Source organism: Alicyclobacillus acidocaldarius subsp. acidocaldarius DSM 446 (assembly GCF_000024285.1).
GTDB classification, from domain to species: domain Bacteria; phylum Bacillota; class Bacilli; order Alicyclobacillales; family Alicyclobacillaceae; genus Alicyclobacillus; species Alicyclobacillus acidocaldarius.
The window spans coordinates 815,015-834,037 of record NC_013205.1; the positions used below are offsets into that span (position 1 = coordinate 815,015).

Here is a 19,023-nt window from a genome sequence, read left to right on the forward strand (position 1 = left end):
CACGCGCTCAGGAGGCATCTCCGGGAGTTGAACCGTGCGTCGGATGGGGTCCATCCTCGGAGGCCGTGCGCTCGGCGACCGGCAGGCGCAGGGATTGTTCCAGTTCCGCGATCTTGCGGCGATGCGCTCGGATCTCGCTCCGCAGCCTCCAGGCGTGAATCGACCACAAAATGGCCATGAGGATCATGCCGAGCAACACGGACAACAGGATGACGAGGACGAGATTCACGCGGGCCTGGGTGAACACGAAATTGACCGAGACCTGGGCCGAGTTGGCGAGGGTGAAGATGACGATGAGGACGGCGAAGATGACCGCGCCAAGGACTTTCCAGCGCATGGGCGCACCTCCCTGTTGGATATCCGCAGTATACCATGCCGGGCATCGGGGCATGTAGAACTTGACAACCCGCGCCACAAGCGCGAGGCTTGAATCAAGGTTTCAAGCTGGAACGCGTGAAGATGCGGACGCCATCGCGCGAGGAGGATGATCATGCCCCACGTCTTTCGACCGGAACACGCCATGCGCCTGATCGCTGTGGAACGGGCGCGCCTGTTGCCCGCCGATCGCGTCCTGGATGCGCTCGACGTCCAAACGCACCACGACGTGATCGACATCGGGGCGGGGCCGGGGTATTTCGCGCTGCCGCTCGCTCGCCGCACGCGCGGCAAGGTCCACGCCGTCGATCTCTCTCCGGAGATGCTCCAGATGTTGTCGGAACGCGCGAGGGAAGCCGGCGTGTCCATCGAGGCGCATCAGGCGTCCGCGGAGCATCTGCCGCTCGAGGACGCCTCCGTCGATCGCGCCCTGATGGCTTTTGTGCTGCACGAAGTGCCGGATCGGCAAGCGGCCGTCCGCGAGGTTCGCCGGGTCTTGCGGGAGAAAGGGCGCTTTCTTCTCCTGGAGTGGGACAAGCGGCCGATGGACATGGGCCCGCCCGTGGAGGAGCGGCTCTCTGTGGATGAGTGCGAGGCGCTGCTTACGGGAGAGGGATTTCGCATCTTGCACCGCATTTATCCGAACGACGTCCACTACGGCCTGGTGGCGGAACGGGGCGAATGAGCGCCACGGAGGCCGGGGTGCGGTGCATGTCCCTCAGAGGGCGCGCTTCGCATGCTCCGCGTTCGGCGTTGAGCAAATACCCAAATTTTCATGGAATTACACAACTTTGCGCTGGCACGTGGTATACTGAGGAGAGCGAAGCCTGAAGCCCTGCATGCCCATCCGGATAGGAGAATGGAGTGGAAGGCGATGAGCGACATGGAAAAGCCGTGGAAGGAAGGCGAGGAGAAGCGCGAGGTCCTCGCGGGACACGCTCGCGCGCAGGCGCCGCAGGCCGTGGACAAGGGACCCGTGACTGGGGACCAGCGGATTTCCGTCACGGTCGTGCTGCGCCGCCAGCGCGCCGACGAACTCGAGGCGCATGTGGAACGCCAGGCCGCACTTGCCCCTCACGCGCGAGTGCATCTGGAGCGCGAGGCGTTCGCCGCTTCGCACGGCGCTTCGCTCGACGATTTTGCGGAGCTCCGAAAGTTCGCGGACGCGCACGGTCTCACGCTCGATCGCGCCAACGTGGCTGCGGGCACCGCGGTGATGAGCGGGCCGGTGGATGCCGTCAACCGAGCGTTTGGCGTGGAGTTGCGGCACTTTGATCACCCGGACGGATCCTACCGAAGCTACCTCGGCGAGGTGAGCGTGCCGGCGTCCATCGCGCCGATCATTGAAGCGGTGCTTGGGCTGGACACCCGCCCTGTGGCGCGGCCCCACTTTCGGCTGCAGAGGCGCGCCGAGGGAGAGTTTGAGGTGAGATCGCAGGCCGCGGCGCCGACAGCGTACACGCCACTCGACGTCGCGCAGGCGTACCAATTTCCCGAGGGGCTCGACGGACAGGGACAGTGCATCGCCATCATCGAATTGGGCGGCGGCTACGACGAGCAGTCTCTGGTGCAGTACTTCGCGTCGCTTGGCGTGCCCGCGCCGCAGGTGGTGAGCGTCTCGGTGGACGGCGCCACCAATCAGCCCACGGGCGATCCGAACGGCCCGGACGGCGAGGTCGAGCTCGACATCGAAGTGGCGGGGGCGCTCGCCCCGGGCGCGAAGATTGCCGTGTACTTCGCGCCGAACACGGACGCCGGCTTCCTCGATGCCATCACGACCGCCGTTCATGATCCGACCCACAAGCCGTCCATCGTGTCCATCAGCTGGGGTGGCCCTGAGGACAGTTGGGCGTCGGCGTCGATTGCGGCGATGAATCGCGCGTTCCTGGACGCGGCCGCGCTGGGCGTGACCGTCCTCGCCGCGGCGGGCGACAGCGGATCGACGGACGGCGAGCAGGACGGCCTGTACCACGTCGATTTTCCCGCGGCGTCGCCGTACGTGCTGGCCTGCGGCGGTACGCGGCTTGTGGCAAGCGGGGGCCGCATCGAGCAAGAGACCGTCTGGAACGACGGCCCGGACGGCGGATCGACGGGCGGCGGCGTGAGCCGCATCTTTCCGCTGCCCTCGTGGCAGGAGCGCGCGAACGTGCCTCCTTCGGCGAATCCGGGCGCTGGCAGCGGCCGCGGTGTCCCGGACTTGGCGGGCGATGCCGATCCGGCCACGGGTTACGAGGTCGTGATCGACGGTGAGACCACGGTCATCGGCGGGACGAGCGCCGTGGCGCCGCTTTTCGCCGCGCTGGTAGCCCGCATCAACCAGAAGCTCGGCAAGCCGGTGGGCTATGTGAATCCGACGCTGTACCAGTTGCCAGCGGACGTATTTCACGACATCACAGAGGGCAACAACGACATCGCGAACCGGGCGAGGATCTACCAGGCGGGGCCGGGATGGGATCCGTGCACCGGGCTCGGGAGCCCCATTGGGATCAAACTGCTGCAGGCGCTGCTGCCGAGCGCCTCACCGCCCCAGCCGTAACGCGCGACCTCGCTTCAGGCAAGGAATACAATTGCGAAAGTTTGCAAGCGATGCTATAGTAGCGCCACGTACAGATGGCGTCGGCACATGGCGACGCCCGGACGCGCATCCGGGCGCCGCTTGTGTGTGTCAGGGGCTGTTGCCGAACACGTCGCCAGTTTGATTCTGCGAAGGAGGAGAGAACAACTTGGCCATCACCGCCTCAATCGGATTTCCCCGCATGGGGCCTCGCCGCGAGCTCAAGCGGATGGTGGAGCAGTTTTGGCAAGGCAAAATTGGGGAGGACGAGCTCACCGCCCGGGCTGCGGAACTCCGCAAGCTGCGCTGGCAGGTGCAGAGGGACCGCGGCGTCGAGTGGATCGTCGCGAACGACTTTTCCTTCTACGATCACGTCCTGGACGCCGCTTGCCTGTTTCAGGCCGTTCCCGAGCGGTTCCGCGCATTGCCGTCGGGATCGCTCCAACAATATTTCGCCATGGCGCGCGGCACGCAGGATGCCACTGCGCTCGAGATGACGAAGTGGTTCGATACGAACTATCACTACCTGGTGCCGGAGCTCGAGCCTAAGCAGGTGTTCACCCTCGGCGTGAACAAGCCGCTCAATGAGTATCTGGAGGCGAAGGCGCTCGGATTCGACACGGTGCCACAGCTCGTGGGCCCCATCACCTTCCTCAAGCTCTCCAAGGTGGTGGGCGGGGATGTCGACCCGCTGTCGCTTCTCCCCAACCTGATCCCGGCGTATGAGGCGTGGTTCGCGTCGCTCCGCGAGGCGGGGGCCGCGTGGGTGCAGCTGGACGAGCCCGCGCTCGTGCTGGACCTCACGGACGCGGAGCGCCAGGCGTTCGTGGACGCATACGCCGCGCTGGCGAAGGTATCTCGCCCGAACATCCTCGTGGCGACGTATTTCGGCTCGCTCGGGGACAACCTGGCCACGGCGCTCGAGCTCCCCGTCGAGGGCCTGCACCTGGATCTCGTCCGTGGTCCAGACGCGCTTCAACAGGTTCATGCGCTCGGGTGGCCGAAGGGGCGCCGCCTGTCGCTCGGCGTGATCGACGGGCGCAACGTCTGGCGGGCCGATCTCGACACCGCCTTCGCGCATCTCGAGCAGGGGGTGCACCTGACTGGCGCGGAGCACGTGATGATCGCGCCCTCGTGTTCGCTCCTGCACGTGCCGTGGGACGTGGAACTCGAGAGCGACATGGATCCGGAGATCAAGTCGTGGCTCGCGTTTGCGCTGCAGAAGTTGGACGAGATCGCGCTATTGAAGCGGGCGCTCGACGAAGGGCGGGCGGCCGTCGAGGCGCAACTGGAGGCCAATCGCGCGCTGCTCGCGTCCAGGCGGGCGTCGGCGCGGTTGAACCGCGAGGACGTGCGCGCGCGGCTCGACGAGGTCAAGACGTGGAAGCTCGACCGCCAATCGCCGCACGCGGTGAGGAAGGAAAAGCAGGCGTCGCGGTTCAAGCTCCCGCTCCTGCCCACCACGACCATCGGCTCGTTTCCGCAGACGCAGGCGGTGCGAGACGCTCGCGCAAAGTGGCGCAAGGGCGAGTGGACGACGGACGAGTACGAGGCGTACCTGCGGAGCGAAATCCGGCGGTGGATCGACATTCAGGAAGAGATCGGGCTCGACGTGCTCGTGCATGGGGAGTTCGAGCGGACGGACATGGTTGAGTACTTCGGCGAGATGCTCGACGGCTTCGTGTTCACGAAGCACGGGTGGGTGCAGAGCTACGGTTCTCGCTGTGTGAAGCCGCCCATCATCTACGGCGACGTGGCGCGGCCCGCGCCCATGACGGTCCGCTGGAGCACGTATGCGCAGTCGCTCACCGAAAAGCCCGTGAAGGGCATGCTGACGGGCCCGGTGACCATCTTGCAGTGGTCGTTTGTGCGCGACGACATTCCGCGTGCGGAGACGTGCAGGCAGATCGCGCTCGCCATTCGGGACGAGGTGCTGGATCTGGAGGCGGCGGGCATCGGCATGATCCAGATCGACGAGCCCGCTCTGCGCGAGGGGCTGCCGCTCCGGCGCGCCGATTGGGAGGCGTATCTCGGCTGGGCCGTGGAGTGCTTCCGCATCGCATCCTCCGGCGTGCGCGACGAGACGCAGATCCACACGCATATGTGCTACGCGGAGTTCAACGACATCATGCCCGCCATCCAGGCCATGGACGCGGACGTCATTTCCATCGAGACGTCGCGATCGCACATGGAGCTCTTGAAGGCGTTCGAGCACTTCCGGTATGAGAACGACATCGGCCCGGGCGTGTACGACATCCACAGCCCGCGCGTGCCATCGGTGGACGAGATGGTGGAACTGTTGCGCAAGGCGGCGAGCGTGATTCGCCCCGAGCAGCTGTGGGTGAATCCGGACTGCGGTTTGAAGACGCGCGGTGAGCCGGAGACCGTGGCTGCGCTTCGGAACATGGTGGACGCGGCGCAGCGCATGCGCGCAAGCCTGTCGCAGCCCGTCAGCTGACGGCCGTTTCGGTAGGGCCTGCCTCCGGGGGTATAATGGCGTTGGGCTGATTGCGCCCGCCTGGAACCGGGAGGAGGCCTGCTCAATGGACTGGGGCTTGACCAAGGGCGAGACGGCGCTGTCCGTGCTGGATCTCGTCCCTATCACGGAAGGAAGCACCCCTGCGGAGGCGTTCCGAAGGAGCGCGGAACTGGCGCAGCACGCGGAGAGGCTCGGCTATCGGCGATTCTGGGTGGCGGAGCATCATAGCATGCCGGGCATCGCGAGTTCCGCCACGGCCGTCGTGATTGCGTATCTGGCGCAGCACACGCGGACGATTCGCGTCGGCTCGGGCGGGGTGATGCTCCCGAACCACGCGCCCCTCGTGGTGGCGGAGCAGTTCGGGACGCTCGCGTCGATGTTTCCCGACCGGATCGACCTCGGCCTCGGCCGGGCGCCCGGCACGGACGCCCCCACCATCCGCGCGCTCGGCGGCGATCCGGACCGTCACGGACACGATTTCCCCGAGCGGCTGGCGGAGCTTTTGCGGTATTTCCATCCGCCAGAGGACGAGGTGCGCCGGGTGCACGCCGTGCCGGGCGAAGGGATGGACATCCCCATCTGGCTTTTAGGCTCGAGCGACTTCAGCGCGCGGCTCGCGGCGGAACTCGGCCTGCCGTTCGCGTACGCGAGCCACTTCGCGCCGGACTATTTGATGATTGCCCTCGAGACGTACCGGGCGAACTTCCGCCCTTCGCAGTGGTTGAAGGAGCCGTACGCGATGGTCGGCGCGGCGGTGGTGGCGGCGCCGACGGACGAGGAAGCGCGCTTTCTCGCGACGTCCTCGCAGCTTCAGCAGCTCTCGCTCATCCGCGGCAAGCCGTCGCGCCTCAAGCCGCCTGTGGAGCGCGTGCAGGATCTGTGCTCGCCGTACGAGTGGCAGGTCCTTCAGACGCGCGGGCGCCTCGCCATCGTCGGAGGGCCGGACACGGTGCGGAACCGCCTCCGCGCGTTCATCGAGGCGACGAAGGCGGACGAGGTGATCATCACCTCTCAGATCTACGATCACGCCGCTCGCCTGCGGTCGTTCGAAATCGTCGCGGACGTCATGCGGGCGTGAAAAAGCCCGGGCTCCTGTTCTCAGGAGCCCGGGCATTCGCGTGTCTCCGGGCGAGCCCTCACTTGGGCCGCTCGAGCGTGAACACGCGGCCGAGCAGGCTGTAGTCGTTGCCGGCGAGCCGGGCGACGGGAGCCAGTTGATGCGGATCGATCCGCCCTTCGTGATACAGCGATTCGTCGATGTGGAAGCGGACGACGCGGCCGATGAGCAGGTCGCAGGCTGGAGAGCCTTCGCGGCCTCCCAAGGGGAGTGCCAGTTCCAGGACGCATTCCATCCGCACGCGCGCCTCGCGCACCCCTGGGACTTCGATGACTTCGCTTTCGACGGGCGTGAGCCCGGCCAGTTCCACCTCGCTCTGATCCGGCGGCAGCGTCGCCGCCGTTTGATTGATGGGTTCGGTGTACGGCTCGCTCACGATGTGGACGACGAACGCGCCTCGCTCCATGGCGTTGCGCGCCGTGTCCTTCGGCTTTCCACCTTGGCGCTGCACGGACACGGAGACCATCGGCGGATCGGGCGTGACGACGTTGAAAAAGCTGAACGGGGCCGCGTTCAGCACGCCTTCCTTCGAGAGTGTCGTCACAAACGCAATCGGCCGCGGAATGACGGTGCCAATGAGGAACTTGTAGCACTCGAGCGGCGTCATCTCCTCCGGATTGAGTGACAGCACGTCGATCACCTCTCTCCAAGCTTGCCCTCTTGCGCGGCGAAAGTCAAATACCCATACAGGTACATGTACCTAGAAAGAAAGCGGTTGCAGTTTTGTTTGTGTAAGATTCCTTAACAATTTTTCTGAAAATCTCGCCGAGTCTGTTGAACTGCCCGGCGAATCATGATATAGATAGTGACACAAGGTCTCTAGGGTTCCGCCGGCAGTCGCCGGGCCTGGTCCGAGAGAGGCCAGCTCTCGCATCGTCGAGAGCCGCACGGAGGGATAAAAGCCCGGGAGGTCCTGCGTTCTTGGGTTTTTGTCCCTTTTTTCATTCTCGGAAACGACGATTGGGTAGAAAACCTGACAAACGAGCGAGGAGGGTTCCCTGTGGAGGATTCGGTCGCCTTTGTCGAAGCCGCGCGCCTGGAGCATCTGGGCTATCGACAGCAGTTGAGCCGGAAACTCAGTCTGCGTGACGTGGTGGGGCTCGCCATCGCCAACGTGTCGCCGACGATGGCGGTCTTGCTCCTGACGTCCGGCGTGTTTTCCATCGGTGGCACCTTTGCCATCGGGGCCGACGTCATTCTGGGCGTCGTCGTGATTCTCATTTCCATGTGCCTGGCGGAATTGGGGTCCATGTTTCCGGTGGCGGGCGGCATGTACTCGCTGGTTCGTTTCGTGCTGCCAGCGCCTCTCGCCTTCGTGACCCTGTTCAATTACCTGATTCAGGGCGTTATCCTTCCGGCGAGCATCGCGCTCGGGATTGGCCAATTCGTCAAGGACCTGTTTCCTCATGTGCCACTGTCGGAGCCGATGATTGCGCTCGTCTCCGTGGCCGTCGCCGTGGCGATTGGCGTCGTTCGCGTGGAACTCGGCGCGTACGTGACCATGGCGATGGTGTTCGTGGAACTGCTCGTGCTGTCGACCGTCACCGTGGCCGCCTGGATCCACCCGCATCAGTCGCTGTTTTCCGTGACGTTTCACCCGGTGTATCTGGATGGCAGCGCACTTCGGCCCGTGACCGTCGCGATGATGGCGGCGAGCCTCGCGCCGGCCTTCAACATCATCAACGGTTATGACGCCACGCTCGGGTTTGCCGAGGAACTGGTGGGCGGGCCAAAAAAGCTCGCGCGCGCCGTCATCACCGCCGCCACGACGGCCGCCGTTGCCATTGTCGTCCCGCTCACCTCGGCCGTGGTCACCGCGCCCAACTTGAAGGCGTTCTTCGGCGCCGCGAGTCCCGTCATCTATGCGGTCGAATCGTCCCTTGGACCGAATTTCCGGATTGTTCTGGATATCGGCGTGTGCATCGCGCTGTTCAACTCCATGCTGGTCTACTTCATGTACTTCGGCCGCGTGTTTTACACCACCGGACGCGATGGCCTGTGGTGGCGATGGGCGAATCGGCGCGTCGGACAGGTGAACCGCTTCAAGGCGCCCGGGCTCTGCGTGCTCCTGCTTGGGCTGCCGACCGCCGTGTTGCTGTTCATGAGCCAACTGAATTGGCTCATCATCTTCTCCGGCACGGTCACGACCGTCGTGTACTTCTTCATCGGCCTGGCCGCCATCTGGAGCCGGGTGAAGTTCCGGCACGACCCTCGTCCCTATCGGATGCCCGCATGGCCCATCGCGCCCGTGGTGGTGACCTTGTTCACTGCCTTCGCCATCGTCACGCAGGAGGCGCAATACCTGTTCGGCGAGGCGGTGCTCGCGGCGGCGTCCCTCGCGTGTTACGCGCTGTCGCGTTGGGTTTGGCGATCGCGCCAAGCTACAGACGGCGAGGCCGACTGGCAGGAGGACGCCGTCGGCGGCTGACTCAATCCTGGGTCACCCGTCCAACCCATTTCACGAAGGAGGTCTTCTGCACATGTCCATGGCTCTCTCGTCGTTCACGCCTCTCTACACCATCTCCATCCCGTCGGGCGGCCGCTGGTCCATGCGCATCGGCCGAGGCAAGCGACTCGTGGTGCGCGCAGAAGGCCCCGGCGCGAATGCCGCGCTGTGGCTCTACCGCGCGGATCATCCCGCGGAGCGCCTGAACGTGCCCGATACGCTCAAGGCCCAGCATACGGCGAAGATCTCGCTGTACGACGTGCTGATGAGCGACGAGGGGCGCGCGATGGTGACCATCGTGCACGATACGGTCGGCTGGCACGATCCGCTCTCGGGCGTGCAGACGAGGGCGGACGTCGATCGGCGCTACGGCGAGACCAACTTCCAGCGCCATCGCAACGCCATGCTCCGTTCCGGCTACGAAAATGCCGTGAAGGAGCTCGTGCGTAACGGCTTGGACGCAGGCGATCTCGTCCCTCCCGTCAACCTGTTCTCCAAGGTGTGGTGCGACGAATCCGGCCGCATGCACTTTGTCTCGGAGTTTGCCCCGAAGGGCAGCGAGATCGGGCTGCGCATGGAGATGGACGTGATCGCCATCTTGAGCAACACGCCGCATCCGCTCGACCCGCGCAGGCCGTATCCGTCCGTGCCGCTCACCCTCGCGGTCTACCAGGACGAACCGACGGACCCGCGGGATCCGCGCCTCAAGACGGACGAGGCGCGCAGAGCGATGGAAAACACCGTCTGGCAATACGCGCTCTTGCGCTGAACGAGGAGGATGTGTATGCCATCTCTTGCGTTTGATCGCAATCGGGACCTGGTCACGGCCGACACCCGTCTGGTCCTGCCCAGTGGAGAAGGGTTCATGTGCACGCTCCAGCCGGGCGATGTGCTGCGCATTGTGGATCTCGAGGGAAACCAGGCCGTCGACACGCTGTTTTTTGACGCGGACCGCCCCTACGACCACTACAGCGCTGCGAAGACCATCGCGGCGCAGGGCAACATCTACCTCACCACCGGGTCTGTGCTCCTCACCGAGTCCGGACGGCCGCTCGTGCGGATTGTCGAGGACACCTGCGGCCGACACGACACGCTGGGCGGCGCGTGCTCGGCCCAGAGCAACACCGTGCGCTACGGCCACGACAAGGTGCACATGCACAACTGCCGGGACACGTTCATGCTGCAGATCGCCATGCACGAGCCGCGCCTCGCGAAGCGCGATCTCGCCCCGAACGTCAACTTCTTCATGAACGTCCCGGTGACGCCCGACGGCGGGCTGGAATTCGCGGACGGCATCTCGGGCCCCGGCCGCTACGTGGAGATGGAAGCGATGAGCCGGGTCATCGTGCTCATGAGCAACTGCCCGCAGCTCAACAATCCCTGCAACGCGTACAACCCGACGCCTGTCGAGATCGTCATCTGGCGGCGCGGGGTCTGAGTGGGGTCGATTTCGTCAGCGAGGGGGATGCCGATGTTTCGCAAAGTGTTGATCGCCAACCGCGGCGCCATCGCGGTACGCATGATACGCACGCTGAAGAAGATGGGGATTGCTTCGGTGGCCGTGTACACCACGGCGGACGAGGACAGCCTGCACGTCGATCTCGCCGACGAGGCCGTCTGGATTGGCGAAGGGCCGGTGCACGACTCGTACGTCAACGCGGAGAAGATCCTCGACGCTGCGCGGCAGTCGGGCGCCGACGCCATTCACCCCGGCTACGGGTTTCTGAGCGAAAACGCGACCTTTGCCCGGCAGTGCGCCGAGCGCGGGCTGGTGTTCATCGGCCCGGATCCCGAGCAGATCGAGAAGTTCGGGTACAAGCACGTCGCGCGCGACGTGGCGCGGCGGGCGGGCGTCCCGCTCTTGCCGGGGACCGATCTCGTCCGCGACCTTGAAGAACTCCGCTGCGTGTGCGCCGACATTGGCTACCCGGTCATCCTGAAGAGCACGGCGGGCGGCGGAGGCATTGGCATGCGCGTGGTGGAGCGCGAAGACGCACTCGCGGACGCCTTCGAGAGCGTTCGGCGATTGGCGGGTCAGCATTTCCGCGACGACGGCGTGTTTGTGGAGAAGTACGTGCCGCGCGCCCGCCACATCGAGGTCCAGATCTTCGGCAATCGCCAGGGCGAGCTCGTGGCCATCGGCGAACGCGACTGCACGCTGCAGCGGCGCAACCAAAAGGTGGTGGAAGAGTGCCCGGCGCACGTGCTCTCCGATGAGACGCGTCGGCGCCTGCACGAGGCGGCACTGTCCGTGGCGCGCGCCGTAGGCTACCGGAGCGCCGGAACGGTGGAGTTCCTCTACGATCCGTCGTCCGCATCGTTCTACTTTCTCGAGGTCAACACCCGCCTGCAGGTCGAGCACGGCGTGACGGAAGAGGTGTACGGGATCGATCTCGTCGAGTGGATGATCCGGGAGGCGGCGGGGGAGCTCAGGGACCTGGAGGCGCGCCTCCCTGCGCCCACCGGCCACAGCATCCAGGTGCGTGTGTACGCGGAGGATCCGGGGCGCGAGTTTCGCCCATGCGTCGGCAGGGTGGACGGCGTGGTGTGGCCCGAGGGCGCGCGCGTGGAGACGTGGATCGACAAGGGGGTGACCGTCAGCCCCTATTACGATCCTCTGCTTGCCAAGATCATCGTCCGCGGACCATCACGCGCTGCGGCGGTGCAGGCGCTGCGCGACGCGCTCGCCGAGGCACGGGTGTACGGCCTGCAGAACAACCTTCGCTACTTGCGCGCCATCGCGGACTCGGAGGCGTTCGCTTCGGGCGAGGTGTACACCAAGTGGCTTGAGGGATTTGAGGCGCCGGAGCGTGCGATGGAGGTGCTGGATGGCGGCCTGCAGACAACGGTTCAAGACCTTCCAGGGCGGCTCGGCCTGTGGGACGTCGGCGTGCCCCCGTCGGGGCCGATGGACGCGCTGTCCATGCGCATCGGCAACCGCCTGCTCGGCAACCCGGAAGGCGCGCCCGCGCTCGAGTTGACGCTCCGGGGCGGATCGTACGCGTTTCGAGACGACGTCTGGATCTGCCTGACCGGCGCGGACATGGGGGCAGCGCTCGATGGCCAACCGGTGCCGCGCTATCGCCCGGTGCTCGCGCGCCGGGGACAGGTTCTGCGCTTCGGCGAGTCCGCCGCCGGGCTGCGCGCGTATCTGTGTGTGCAAGGCGGGTTCGACGTGGCGCCTGTGCTCGGCAGCGCCTCGACGTTTGCGCTCGGTGGGTTTGGCGGGCACGGAGGCCGAGCGCTCGTCGCCGGAGACGTGGTGGGCATCGCGCCCGCCTTGGGAGACGTGGCGGACGAAGGCGTGGCGCCTCCGTCGTTCGGGCGCATCTGGGAGCTGGGCGTGGTGCCGGGCCCGCACTGCACACCCGAGTTTTTGCCTCCGTCGTATCTGGAGATGCTCACGTCCACCGACTGGACGGTCCACTTCAACAGCTCGCGCACGGGCATCCGGCTGAGCGGACCGGCGCCCGTGTGGGCGCGCGAGGACGGCGGCGACGCAGGACTTCACCCGTCCAATCTGCACGACAACCCGTACGCCATCGGATCGCTCAATCTCACGGGCGATCTCGCCGTCCTGCTGGGCCAGGACGGCCCGAGTCTCGGGGGCTTTGTCTGTCCCGTCACCACGCCCGCGGCGGAGATGTGGAAAATCGGGCAGCTTCGCCCCGGCGACACGGTCCGGTTCCGCCTCTTGAGCCTGGCGCAGGCGCGGGAACTGGACGCCATGCAGGCGCAATGCCTCGAAGAACCCGCGCAATTCTGCAAGGCGTATGAACTCCCGCTTCCTGAGATGCCGTTTTCGTCCTTTGCGGAGGCAACCGAAGCCGCGTACCTCGCGCGCGAATCCGACGGGCACGCATTTCCCGTCTGCGTCCGCGCCGCAGGGGACGAATACGTGCTCGTCGAATTCGGCGACATGGAACTCGATTTGCGGTATCGGTTCCAGGTGCACCTGCGCATGGAGGCCATCCGCAGCGCCGGCGACATCCCGTGGATCGACCTGACGCCAGGCATCCGATCCCTGCAGATCCACTTCGACCGCTCCCGGATGACGAGCGAAGAGGTGGCGCGCCGCGTCCTCCATCTCGACGCCCGCGTGCCGGATCTGTCGACCGCCAGGGTGCCGTCGCGCATCGTGCGCATGCCGCTTTCCTTCGACGATCCGTCCGTGCAACTCGCCATCGAGCGGTACCAGAAAAACGTCCGGCCCGACGCGCCTTGGTGCCCGAGCAACATCGAGTTCATGCGGCGCGTGAACGGGCTCGAGCGGATTGAAGACGTGCGGCGGATCGTGTTTGAGGCCAAATATCTGGTGCTGGGGCTCGGCGACGTGTACCTGGGCGCACCTGCCGCCACGCCGGTCGATCCCAGGCACCGCCTGGTGACGACCAAGTACAACCCGGCGCGCACGTGGACCCCGGAGAACGCGGTCGGTATCGGCGGATCGTACATGTGCATCTACGGCATGGAGAGCCCAGGGGGCTACCAGCTGTTTGGCCGCACGCTGCAGATCTGGAACACGTTCCGGCAGACGGGATCGTTCCGGGATGGGAAGCCGTGGCTGTTGCGCTTCTTCGATCAGGTCGAGTTCTACCCGGTCACGCCGGAGGAACTGGAGGACATGCGGAAGAAGTTCGTGCGCGGCCGCTACGACATCGAGATTCAAGAGACGGAGTTCGATCTCGGCGAGTACCTGGCGTTCCTCGAGGAGATTCGAGACGACGCGGCGGCGTTCAAGGCGCGGCAAAAACAGGCGTTTCACGAGGAGTTGGAGCGGTGGAAGGCCATGGGGCTTGCCGCGTACACGAGCGAGGCGATGGCAGAGGAGGAGGAGCCCGAGGAGGACGGCCTGACGGTGCTCCGGGCGCAGATGCCGGGAAGCGTGTGGAAGGTGCACGTCAAGCCCGGGCAGATGATCCGGCCCGGCGATACCATCGCCGTGATCGAGAGCATGAAGATGGAGTTTCCGGTGGAGGCCACCTGCGCCGGCGTCGTCCGCACGGTGCACGTGCGCCCGGGGCAGGAACTGCGGCCCGGTGGACCGATTGTGGGCATTGAGGAGGTGTCGGCTTGAGCATAACGACCGTGGAGGCGCTTCGGCGCGCCTACCGGACTGGGTGGCGGACGCCGGCGGACGTGATCGACGAACTCATTCGAGCGGCGGAGTCGCACGCCGCGTGGAACGTGTGGATCACGCCGCCCTCGTGGGAGAGGATCGAGCCGTATCTCGAGGCGCTGAGAGAAGACGAGATGGATCAAAAGCCGCTCTGGGGCATTCCGTTTGCGGTCAAGGACAACATCGATGTGGCCGGCATGCTGACCACGGCCGCCTGCCCGGCGTTTGCGTACAAGGCGCCGGCACACGCGGCGGTGGTGGAGCGGCTGGTTCGCGCGGGCGCCATTCCGGTGGGGAAGACGAACCTGGATCAATTCGCGACGGGGCTCATCGGCACGCGCAGCCCGTATGGCGAAGTGGCGAACGCGCGCAACCCCGAGTGGGTGAGCGGGGGATCGTCGAGTGGATCGGCGGTCGCCGTGGCACTCGGCATGGTGCCGTTTGCGCTCGGGACCGACACGGCGGGATCCGGGCGCGTACCGGCGGCGCTGAACGGCGTCATCGGCTACAAGCCCCGCGTCGGCGGCTGGCCGAACGAGGGCGTGGTGCCGGCGTGTCGCACGCTCGACTGCGTGAGCGTGTTCACGCGATCCGTCGCGGACGCGGCGATGGTGCAGGCGGTCATCGCGCCGGCGACCGCCGCGCAGGGCGGGCCGGATCGCGCGGTGGTGCCGAAAACGCTTGGCGCCTGGTTCGGGTCCAAGGCGGACGCGTATCGCAACGCGTGGGCCAGGGCGCTGTCGAAGCTTGAGGAGGCCGGCGTCGCCGTGGTGGAGATGGACCTGCCTGAGCTGGACGAGGCGAGCGCGATGCTGTACGAGGGCCCCTGGATTGCGGAGCGGTGGGCGAGCCTCGGGGCCTTCGTCGAGGCCCATCCAGATGATGTGCTGCCCGTGACCCGAGCCATCCTCGAGTCCGGCCGGGATCGCCTGGCGAGCGATCTCTTCCGCGCCCAGCATCGGCTTTTGGATCTGCGCCGCTCTGTGGAGGAGAAACTGCGCGGCGCTCTGCTCCTCATGCCGACCGTCGGCGGCACGTGGACGCGGGACGAGGCGCGCCACGACCCATTTGGCACCAATCGGGCGCTCGGCGCGTACACGCAGCACGCGAACCTGCTCCATTTGGCCGGCTTGTCGCTCCCGTGCGGCGAGGTGGATCGAGAGATGCCGTTTGGCGTCACGCTGTACGTCCCTGGGCAACGCGAGGCCGAGCTTCTGTCGGCTGCGCGCTGGTGGGTCGATCCCGACGAGGATGTGGCGACACGTGAGGACGAGATCGAACTGCTCGCGGTCTGCGGCCTGCACATGCGCGGCATGCCGCTCAACCACGAGTTGGTCGATCTCGGCGGAGAATTCGTCTGTGTCTCGCGCACGGCGCCCCTGTACCGCCTCTACCTGCTGGACACCGAACCGGTGAAGCCCGGACTCGTGCGCGCGGACGGCGGCGCGGAGGTGGAGTTGGAACTCTGGAAGCTGCCACGGCGCGCATGGCCAGCTTTCATGCAAAGGGTCCGGCATCCCCTGGCGCTTGGGAAGATTCTGCTTTCGGACGGGCGAGAGGTGATGGGCTTTGTCTGTGAAGCGGGTGCGCAAAGGCGCGAGGACATCACGCCCTATGGGGGTTTCCGGGCGTGGTGCGAGCGGGGCAGGATGGTCATCTCGTGAGCCACCGCGCGGGCGGGGGCGCGATCTCGGCCTCCGCCCATTCAACCGTTGATGCCGCTCGATTTGGAGAGCCCGCGCAGAATGGGTTTGCGGAACAGCACGAAGAGCGCGATCATCGGCAGTGTCGCGAACATCGCAGCGGCGGACAGGCCTTGCCAATTGGACGAATCCTGTGTCAAAAAGGTGGACAACAGCACCTCGATGGGCTGGACCCGCGGGCTCGAGGTGACCATGAGTGGCCAAATGAGGGAATTCCAGCAGCCGATGAAGATGTAGAGCGCGATGGTGAACAGGATGGGCCTCGACAAGGGCAGAACGATGCGCCACAGAAACGCGAGGTGGCCGCAGCCGTCGATCTTCGCCGCGTCGTGGTACTCACGCGGCAACGTCAGGAGATGCTGGCGCAAAAGGAACACGCCGAACACGCTTGCGCCGTACGGGATGATCTGCGCGATGCGCGTGTCCACCAGGTGCAGCTTGGCCATCGTCACGAAGTTCGGGATGAGCAGGGCCTGTTCCGGGATCATGAGCACCGCCAGGAGCGCGGTCCACACCACGGCTTTCCCTCGAAAGGGCACGTAGACGAGCGCGTACGCGCAGAGCACGGTTGTCGTCAGGGCGATGGCGATGGTCGCGAGGGCGATCACGACCGTGTTGATGTTCGCGAGCATCCACGTGTTCCCGCGCCACGTCTGCGCCCATATCGAGAAGTTCCAGTCCGGCACCAGGTGAGGCGGATAGACAAACACGTCCTGCGGCCGGTCCAACGAGGTGACGAACGCGATGTAAATCGGTAAGAGGAACGCCAGTCCGAGGCCCAAGGCGGCCGCGGCGCGCAACACGTGTCCGATGGTACGCATGTCCATCCTCCTCACGAATTACTGGTAAAACGTCAATCGGTGACCGATCCAGCGCGTCAGGGCGGTGACTGCAAAGATGCAGACCACGAGCATCGCGGCCATGGCGGCGGCGTAAGAGAACTGTCCGTTCGTGAACGCCTGTTGGTAGATGTATAAAAGCGCCGTCAGCGTGGCGTTCTCCGGTCCGCCGCTCGAAAGACTCAGTGCGTAGACCTGGGCAAAGGCCTGCAGAGAGCCGATGGTGGTGATCACGCCGATGAAAAACAGCGTGGGCGAGATGAGGGGCAGCGTGATGCGGAACAACCGAGTCCAAGGCCCCGCGCCGTCTACCCGCGCCGACTCCAACACGCCTTCTGGCACCTGAGACATGGCGGAGAGCAGGATCAGCACATCAAAGCCGATGCCGTGCCAAAGCGAATATAAGACCACGGCGGGCATCGCCCAGTGGGGCGAATTCAACCATCCGATGGGCTTCAGGCCGATGCCTCGCAAAAGCGCGTTCAAGATGCCGAAGTTGGGGTTGTACATCCAGAGCCATCCGATAGCGGTGCCGACGGCCGGCGTGATGTACGGGAGCACCACCAACGACTGCGCGAAGCGGAAGAGCCGCCGGTTCGACTGGAGCAGCGCCGCGAGTGCGACGGACAGCACCAGGGTGGAAGGCACCATCATGAGGGCGTACAACCCTGTGTTTGCCATGGAGCGCCAGAAAAGCGGATCCGACAATGCCGCATGGAAGTTGCTCAGACCGGCGTAGGTCGCCGTGCCGCCGGGGTGAAAATTGAAGAACGCGAGCGCAAAGGCGAGCACGGCCGGCGCATAGACAAACGCCACGAGAAACAGAAGGGCGGGCGCGAGAAGGCACGCCGCCAAAATTCCTTCCCGCAGGCGGGATGGGCCTGGGGAAGGTTCGGCGGCGGTCTGCGCTGTCGAGCGAAGGAACGCGTCGATTACCGACATGGTCATCAGCTCCTGCGCTCGCCGCTCAGGTATTGATTGCCGACGGTATTCATGTTCGCGATGGCCTGTTGCGGCGATTCCTGCCCGTTGAGCGCCTTCAGCAGTTCAGTCTGCATGGCGGTCAGCGCGGCGTAGTATTGCGTCGCGTTCGCGGCCGGATCCGTCAGCCATGTGGATGGATTCGTGAAGGCGGCCGCCTGGTCGGGATGGGAAGCATAGTACGGTTTCAGCTGGGCTGCTGCAGCGGGTCCGATGGGAAGGTAATTCGCCGCCTGATCCCACTGCGCGTTTTCCGCGGGGCTCGCGAGCCAGCGAATGAACGTCCACGCCGCATCCTGCTGCGCCTTGGTTCCCGTGTTCAAAATGGCGAGGCTGTCGCCGTCGACGTAGTTGTACGCGCGGCCGGACGTGCCAGCGGGCGCCGGGGACGCTTTGACCGGGAACTTGCCGCCGACCGACTGCACGTCATAGGTCCACCCTGCGGACGATTCGATGAGCAAACCGATGTTGCCCGTGCCAAAATCCAATTGATAGTCGTAGTTTTGGGTGAGGATCATGTCGCCCTGCGCGACGAGATCGCGCAAAAAGGAGAGGGTGGCGACGGCCTGCGGGTTGTTCAGGGCGAACCGCGTCTCGCTGCTGGATGCCCAAATCTTTCCGCTGTTGTCTGCGACCATCGTCAGGAATTGCTCCATGGAGGGGGTCCATGCAATGCCGTGGATGCTTCCGCCGAGCGCCGTGATCTTCCGCGCATCCGCCCTGAGCTGCTGCCACGTCTTGGGCGGCGACGAGATGCCCGCCTTCTTGAACAGATCCGCGTTGTAGAAGATTACCATATGCCCGTTTTCTTCGAACGGGAGGATGTATTGTTTGCCCGGCTCGATGGCGCGGCCGTTCCAGACAGAGGGATAGAAGAACGAGGAGAGTTGAGCCTTCGTGAAACCGCTCGGTCCGTCGATGTACGGCGTCAGGTTCACGAGGTAGCCGTCTGCCGCGAACTGCTGAGCGGCATCGAGGTGAGGCATGATCACGTTCGGCGCATCGCCAGCGGTCATTGCGGCGGTGACGGGCTGAATCTGCGCGTACTTGTCGATAACCGTGACATGGATGTGAGGATGGGTGGCGTTGAACTCGTCGACAAGGGTGTGCATCTCCTTCTTCAGCGCGCCAGAAGGATGCCCGTTCCAAAATGTGATCTGAACGACTCCGTTTGCGCTCGCCGCTTCCGCAGGCGCCACGCGAACCGCGTCGTGCGCGTGCCCGCGATCGAGTGCCACACCGGTTCCCGCGCCCGCCAAGATCACGGCGGATGCGGTGCCGAGAACCCAGCTTCGTCTCACGTGAATTCTCCCCCTTTGAATGGCCGAATATTGGGTCAAGACCATCTTGAGATGTGGGTTTAAAGGGAGGCTTGTGTTTTTGTGAAGCGGTTGTAAGAAGTCTGTATGT

14 protein-coding genes and 1 riboswitch are annotated in these 19,023 nt (G+C 65.2%); of the genes, 9 read left to right on the plus strand and 5 right to left on the minus strand.

Annotation, left to right across the window (positions count from 1 at the left end):
* Window positions 1-7: 7 nt before the first annotated feature.
* Window positions 8-337 (minus strand): LapA family protein, encoded by a 330-nt coding sequence (locus AACI_RS03800; protein WP_012810157.1) that lies wholly within the window; start codon window positions 335-337, stop codon window positions 8-10.
* Between the two features lie 153 nt (window positions 338-490).
* Between AACI_RS03800 and AACI_RS03805 the strand changes: the two genes are divergently transcribed.
* The 4 genes from AACI_RS03805 to AACI_RS03820 all read left to right on the plus strand — a co-directional run bounded on the left by AACI_RS03805 (window position 491) and on the right by AACI_RS03820 (window position 6,486).
* The gene (locus AACI_RS03805; RefSeq protein WP_012810158.1) at window positions 491-1,060 is read left to right on the plus strand and encodes a class I SAM-dependent methyltransferase; all 570 of its coding nucleotides are present in this window, start codon (window positions 491-493) and stop codon (window positions 1,058-1,060) included.
* A 189-nt stretch (window positions 1,061-1,249) separates the two neighbouring features.
* Complete coding sequence (locus AACI_RS03810; RefSeq protein WP_012810159.1) at window positions 1,250-2,911, plus strand: S53 family peptidase; 1,662 nt, start codon at window positions 1,250-1,252, stop codon at window positions 2,909-2,911.
* Window positions 2,912-3,098: 187 nt separating this feature from the next.
* Window positions 3,099-5,387, plus strand: coding sequence for a 5-methyltetrahydropteroyltriglutamate--homocysteine S-methyltransferase (gene metE / locus AACI_RS03815; protein WP_012810160.1), 2,289 nt, complete (start codon window positions 3,099-3,101; stop codon window positions 5,385-5,387).
* Window positions 5,388-5,472: 85 nt separating this feature from the next.
* Window positions 5,473-6,486, plus strand: a complete 1,014-nt coding sequence (locus AACI_RS03820; protein ID WP_012810161.1) for an LLM class flavin-dependent oxidoreductase — start codon at window positions 5,473-5,475, stop codon at window positions 6,484-6,486.
* A gap of 58 nt (window positions 6,487-6,544) precedes the next feature.
* On the opposite strand, the gene AACI_RS03825 is transcribed toward AACI_RS03820, so the two are convergent.
* Window positions 6,545-7,156, minus strand: coding sequence for a flavin reductase family protein (locus AACI_RS03825; RefSeq protein WP_012810162.1), 612 nt, complete (start codon window positions 7,154-7,156; stop codon window positions 6,545-6,547).
* Between the two features lie 177 nt (window positions 7,157-7,333).
* A riboswitch (guanidine-I (ykkC/yxkD leader) is annotated at window positions 7,334-7,437 on the plus strand.
* 88 nt (window positions 7,438-7,525) lie between these two features.
* On the opposite strand from AACI_RS03825, the gene AACI_RS03830 reads away from it, so the two are divergent.
* From AACI_RS03830 to atzF, 5 genes are read left to right on the plus strand one after another with little or no spacing between them, the layout of a single operon-like run.
* A complete protein-coding gene (locus tag AACI_RS03830; RefSeq protein WP_012810163.1) occupies window positions 7,526-8,953 on the plus strand; it encodes an APC family permease in 1,428 nt (475 codons plus the stop codon).
* Between the two features lie 52 nt (window positions 8,954-9,005).
* The gene (locus AACI_RS03835; protein ID WP_012810164.1) at window positions 9,006-9,740 is read left to right on the plus strand and encodes an urea amidolyase associated protein UAAP1; all 735 of its coding nucleotides are present in this window, start codon (window positions 9,006-9,008) and stop codon (window positions 9,738-9,740) included.
* Window positions 9,741-9,755: 15 nt separating this feature from the next.
* Window positions 9,756-10,409, plus strand: coding sequence for an urea amidolyase associated protein UAAP2 (locus AACI_RS03840; protein ID WP_012810165.1), 654 nt, complete (start codon window positions 9,756-9,758; stop codon window positions 10,407-10,409).
* A 33-nt stretch (window positions 10,410-10,442) separates the two neighbouring features.
* Window positions 10,443-14,048 (plus strand): urea carboxylase, encoded by a 3,606-nt coding sequence (uca, locus tag AACI_RS03845; RefSeq protein ID WP_012810166.1) that lies wholly within the window; start codon window positions 10,443-10,445, stop codon window positions 14,046-14,048.
* Window positions 14,045-15,754, plus strand: a complete 1,710-nt coding sequence (gene atzF / locus AACI_RS03850) for an allophanate hydrolase (RefSeq protein WP_012810167.1) — start codon at window positions 14,045-14,047, stop codon at window positions 15,752-15,754. The genes uca and atzF overlap by 4 nt, the downstream gene beginning before the upstream one ends.
* 41 nt (window positions 15,755-15,795) lie before the next feature.
* Here the strand turns inward: atzF and AACI_RS03855 are convergent, their stop codons facing one another.
* The 3 genes from AACI_RS03855 to AACI_RS03865 are packed head-to-tail and all read right to left on the minus strand — an operon-like array spanning window position 15,796 to window position 18,914.
* Entirely contained in the window at window positions 15,796-16,614 is an 819-nt protein-coding gene (locus AACI_RS03855; protein ID WP_012810168.1) for a carbohydrate ABC transporter permease, read from the minus strand.
* A gap of 18 nt (window positions 16,615-16,632) precedes the next feature.
* Window positions 16,633-17,580 (minus strand): carbohydrate ABC transporter permease, encoded by a 948-nt coding sequence (locus tag AACI_RS03860; RefSeq protein ID WP_041707319.1) that lies wholly within the window; start codon window positions 17,578-17,580, stop codon window positions 16,633-16,635.
* Window positions 17,580-18,914 carry an ABC transporter substrate-binding protein gene (locus AACI_RS03865; RefSeq protein ID WP_012810170.1) on the minus strand — a complete coding sequence of 445 codons (1,335 nt, stop codon included), beginning with the start codon at window positions 18,912-18,914 and terminating at the stop codon, window positions 17,580-17,582. Before AACI_RS03865 ends, AACI_RS03860 begins: the two co-directional genes overlap by 1 nt.
* Window positions 18,915-19,023: the final 109 nt, after the last annotated feature.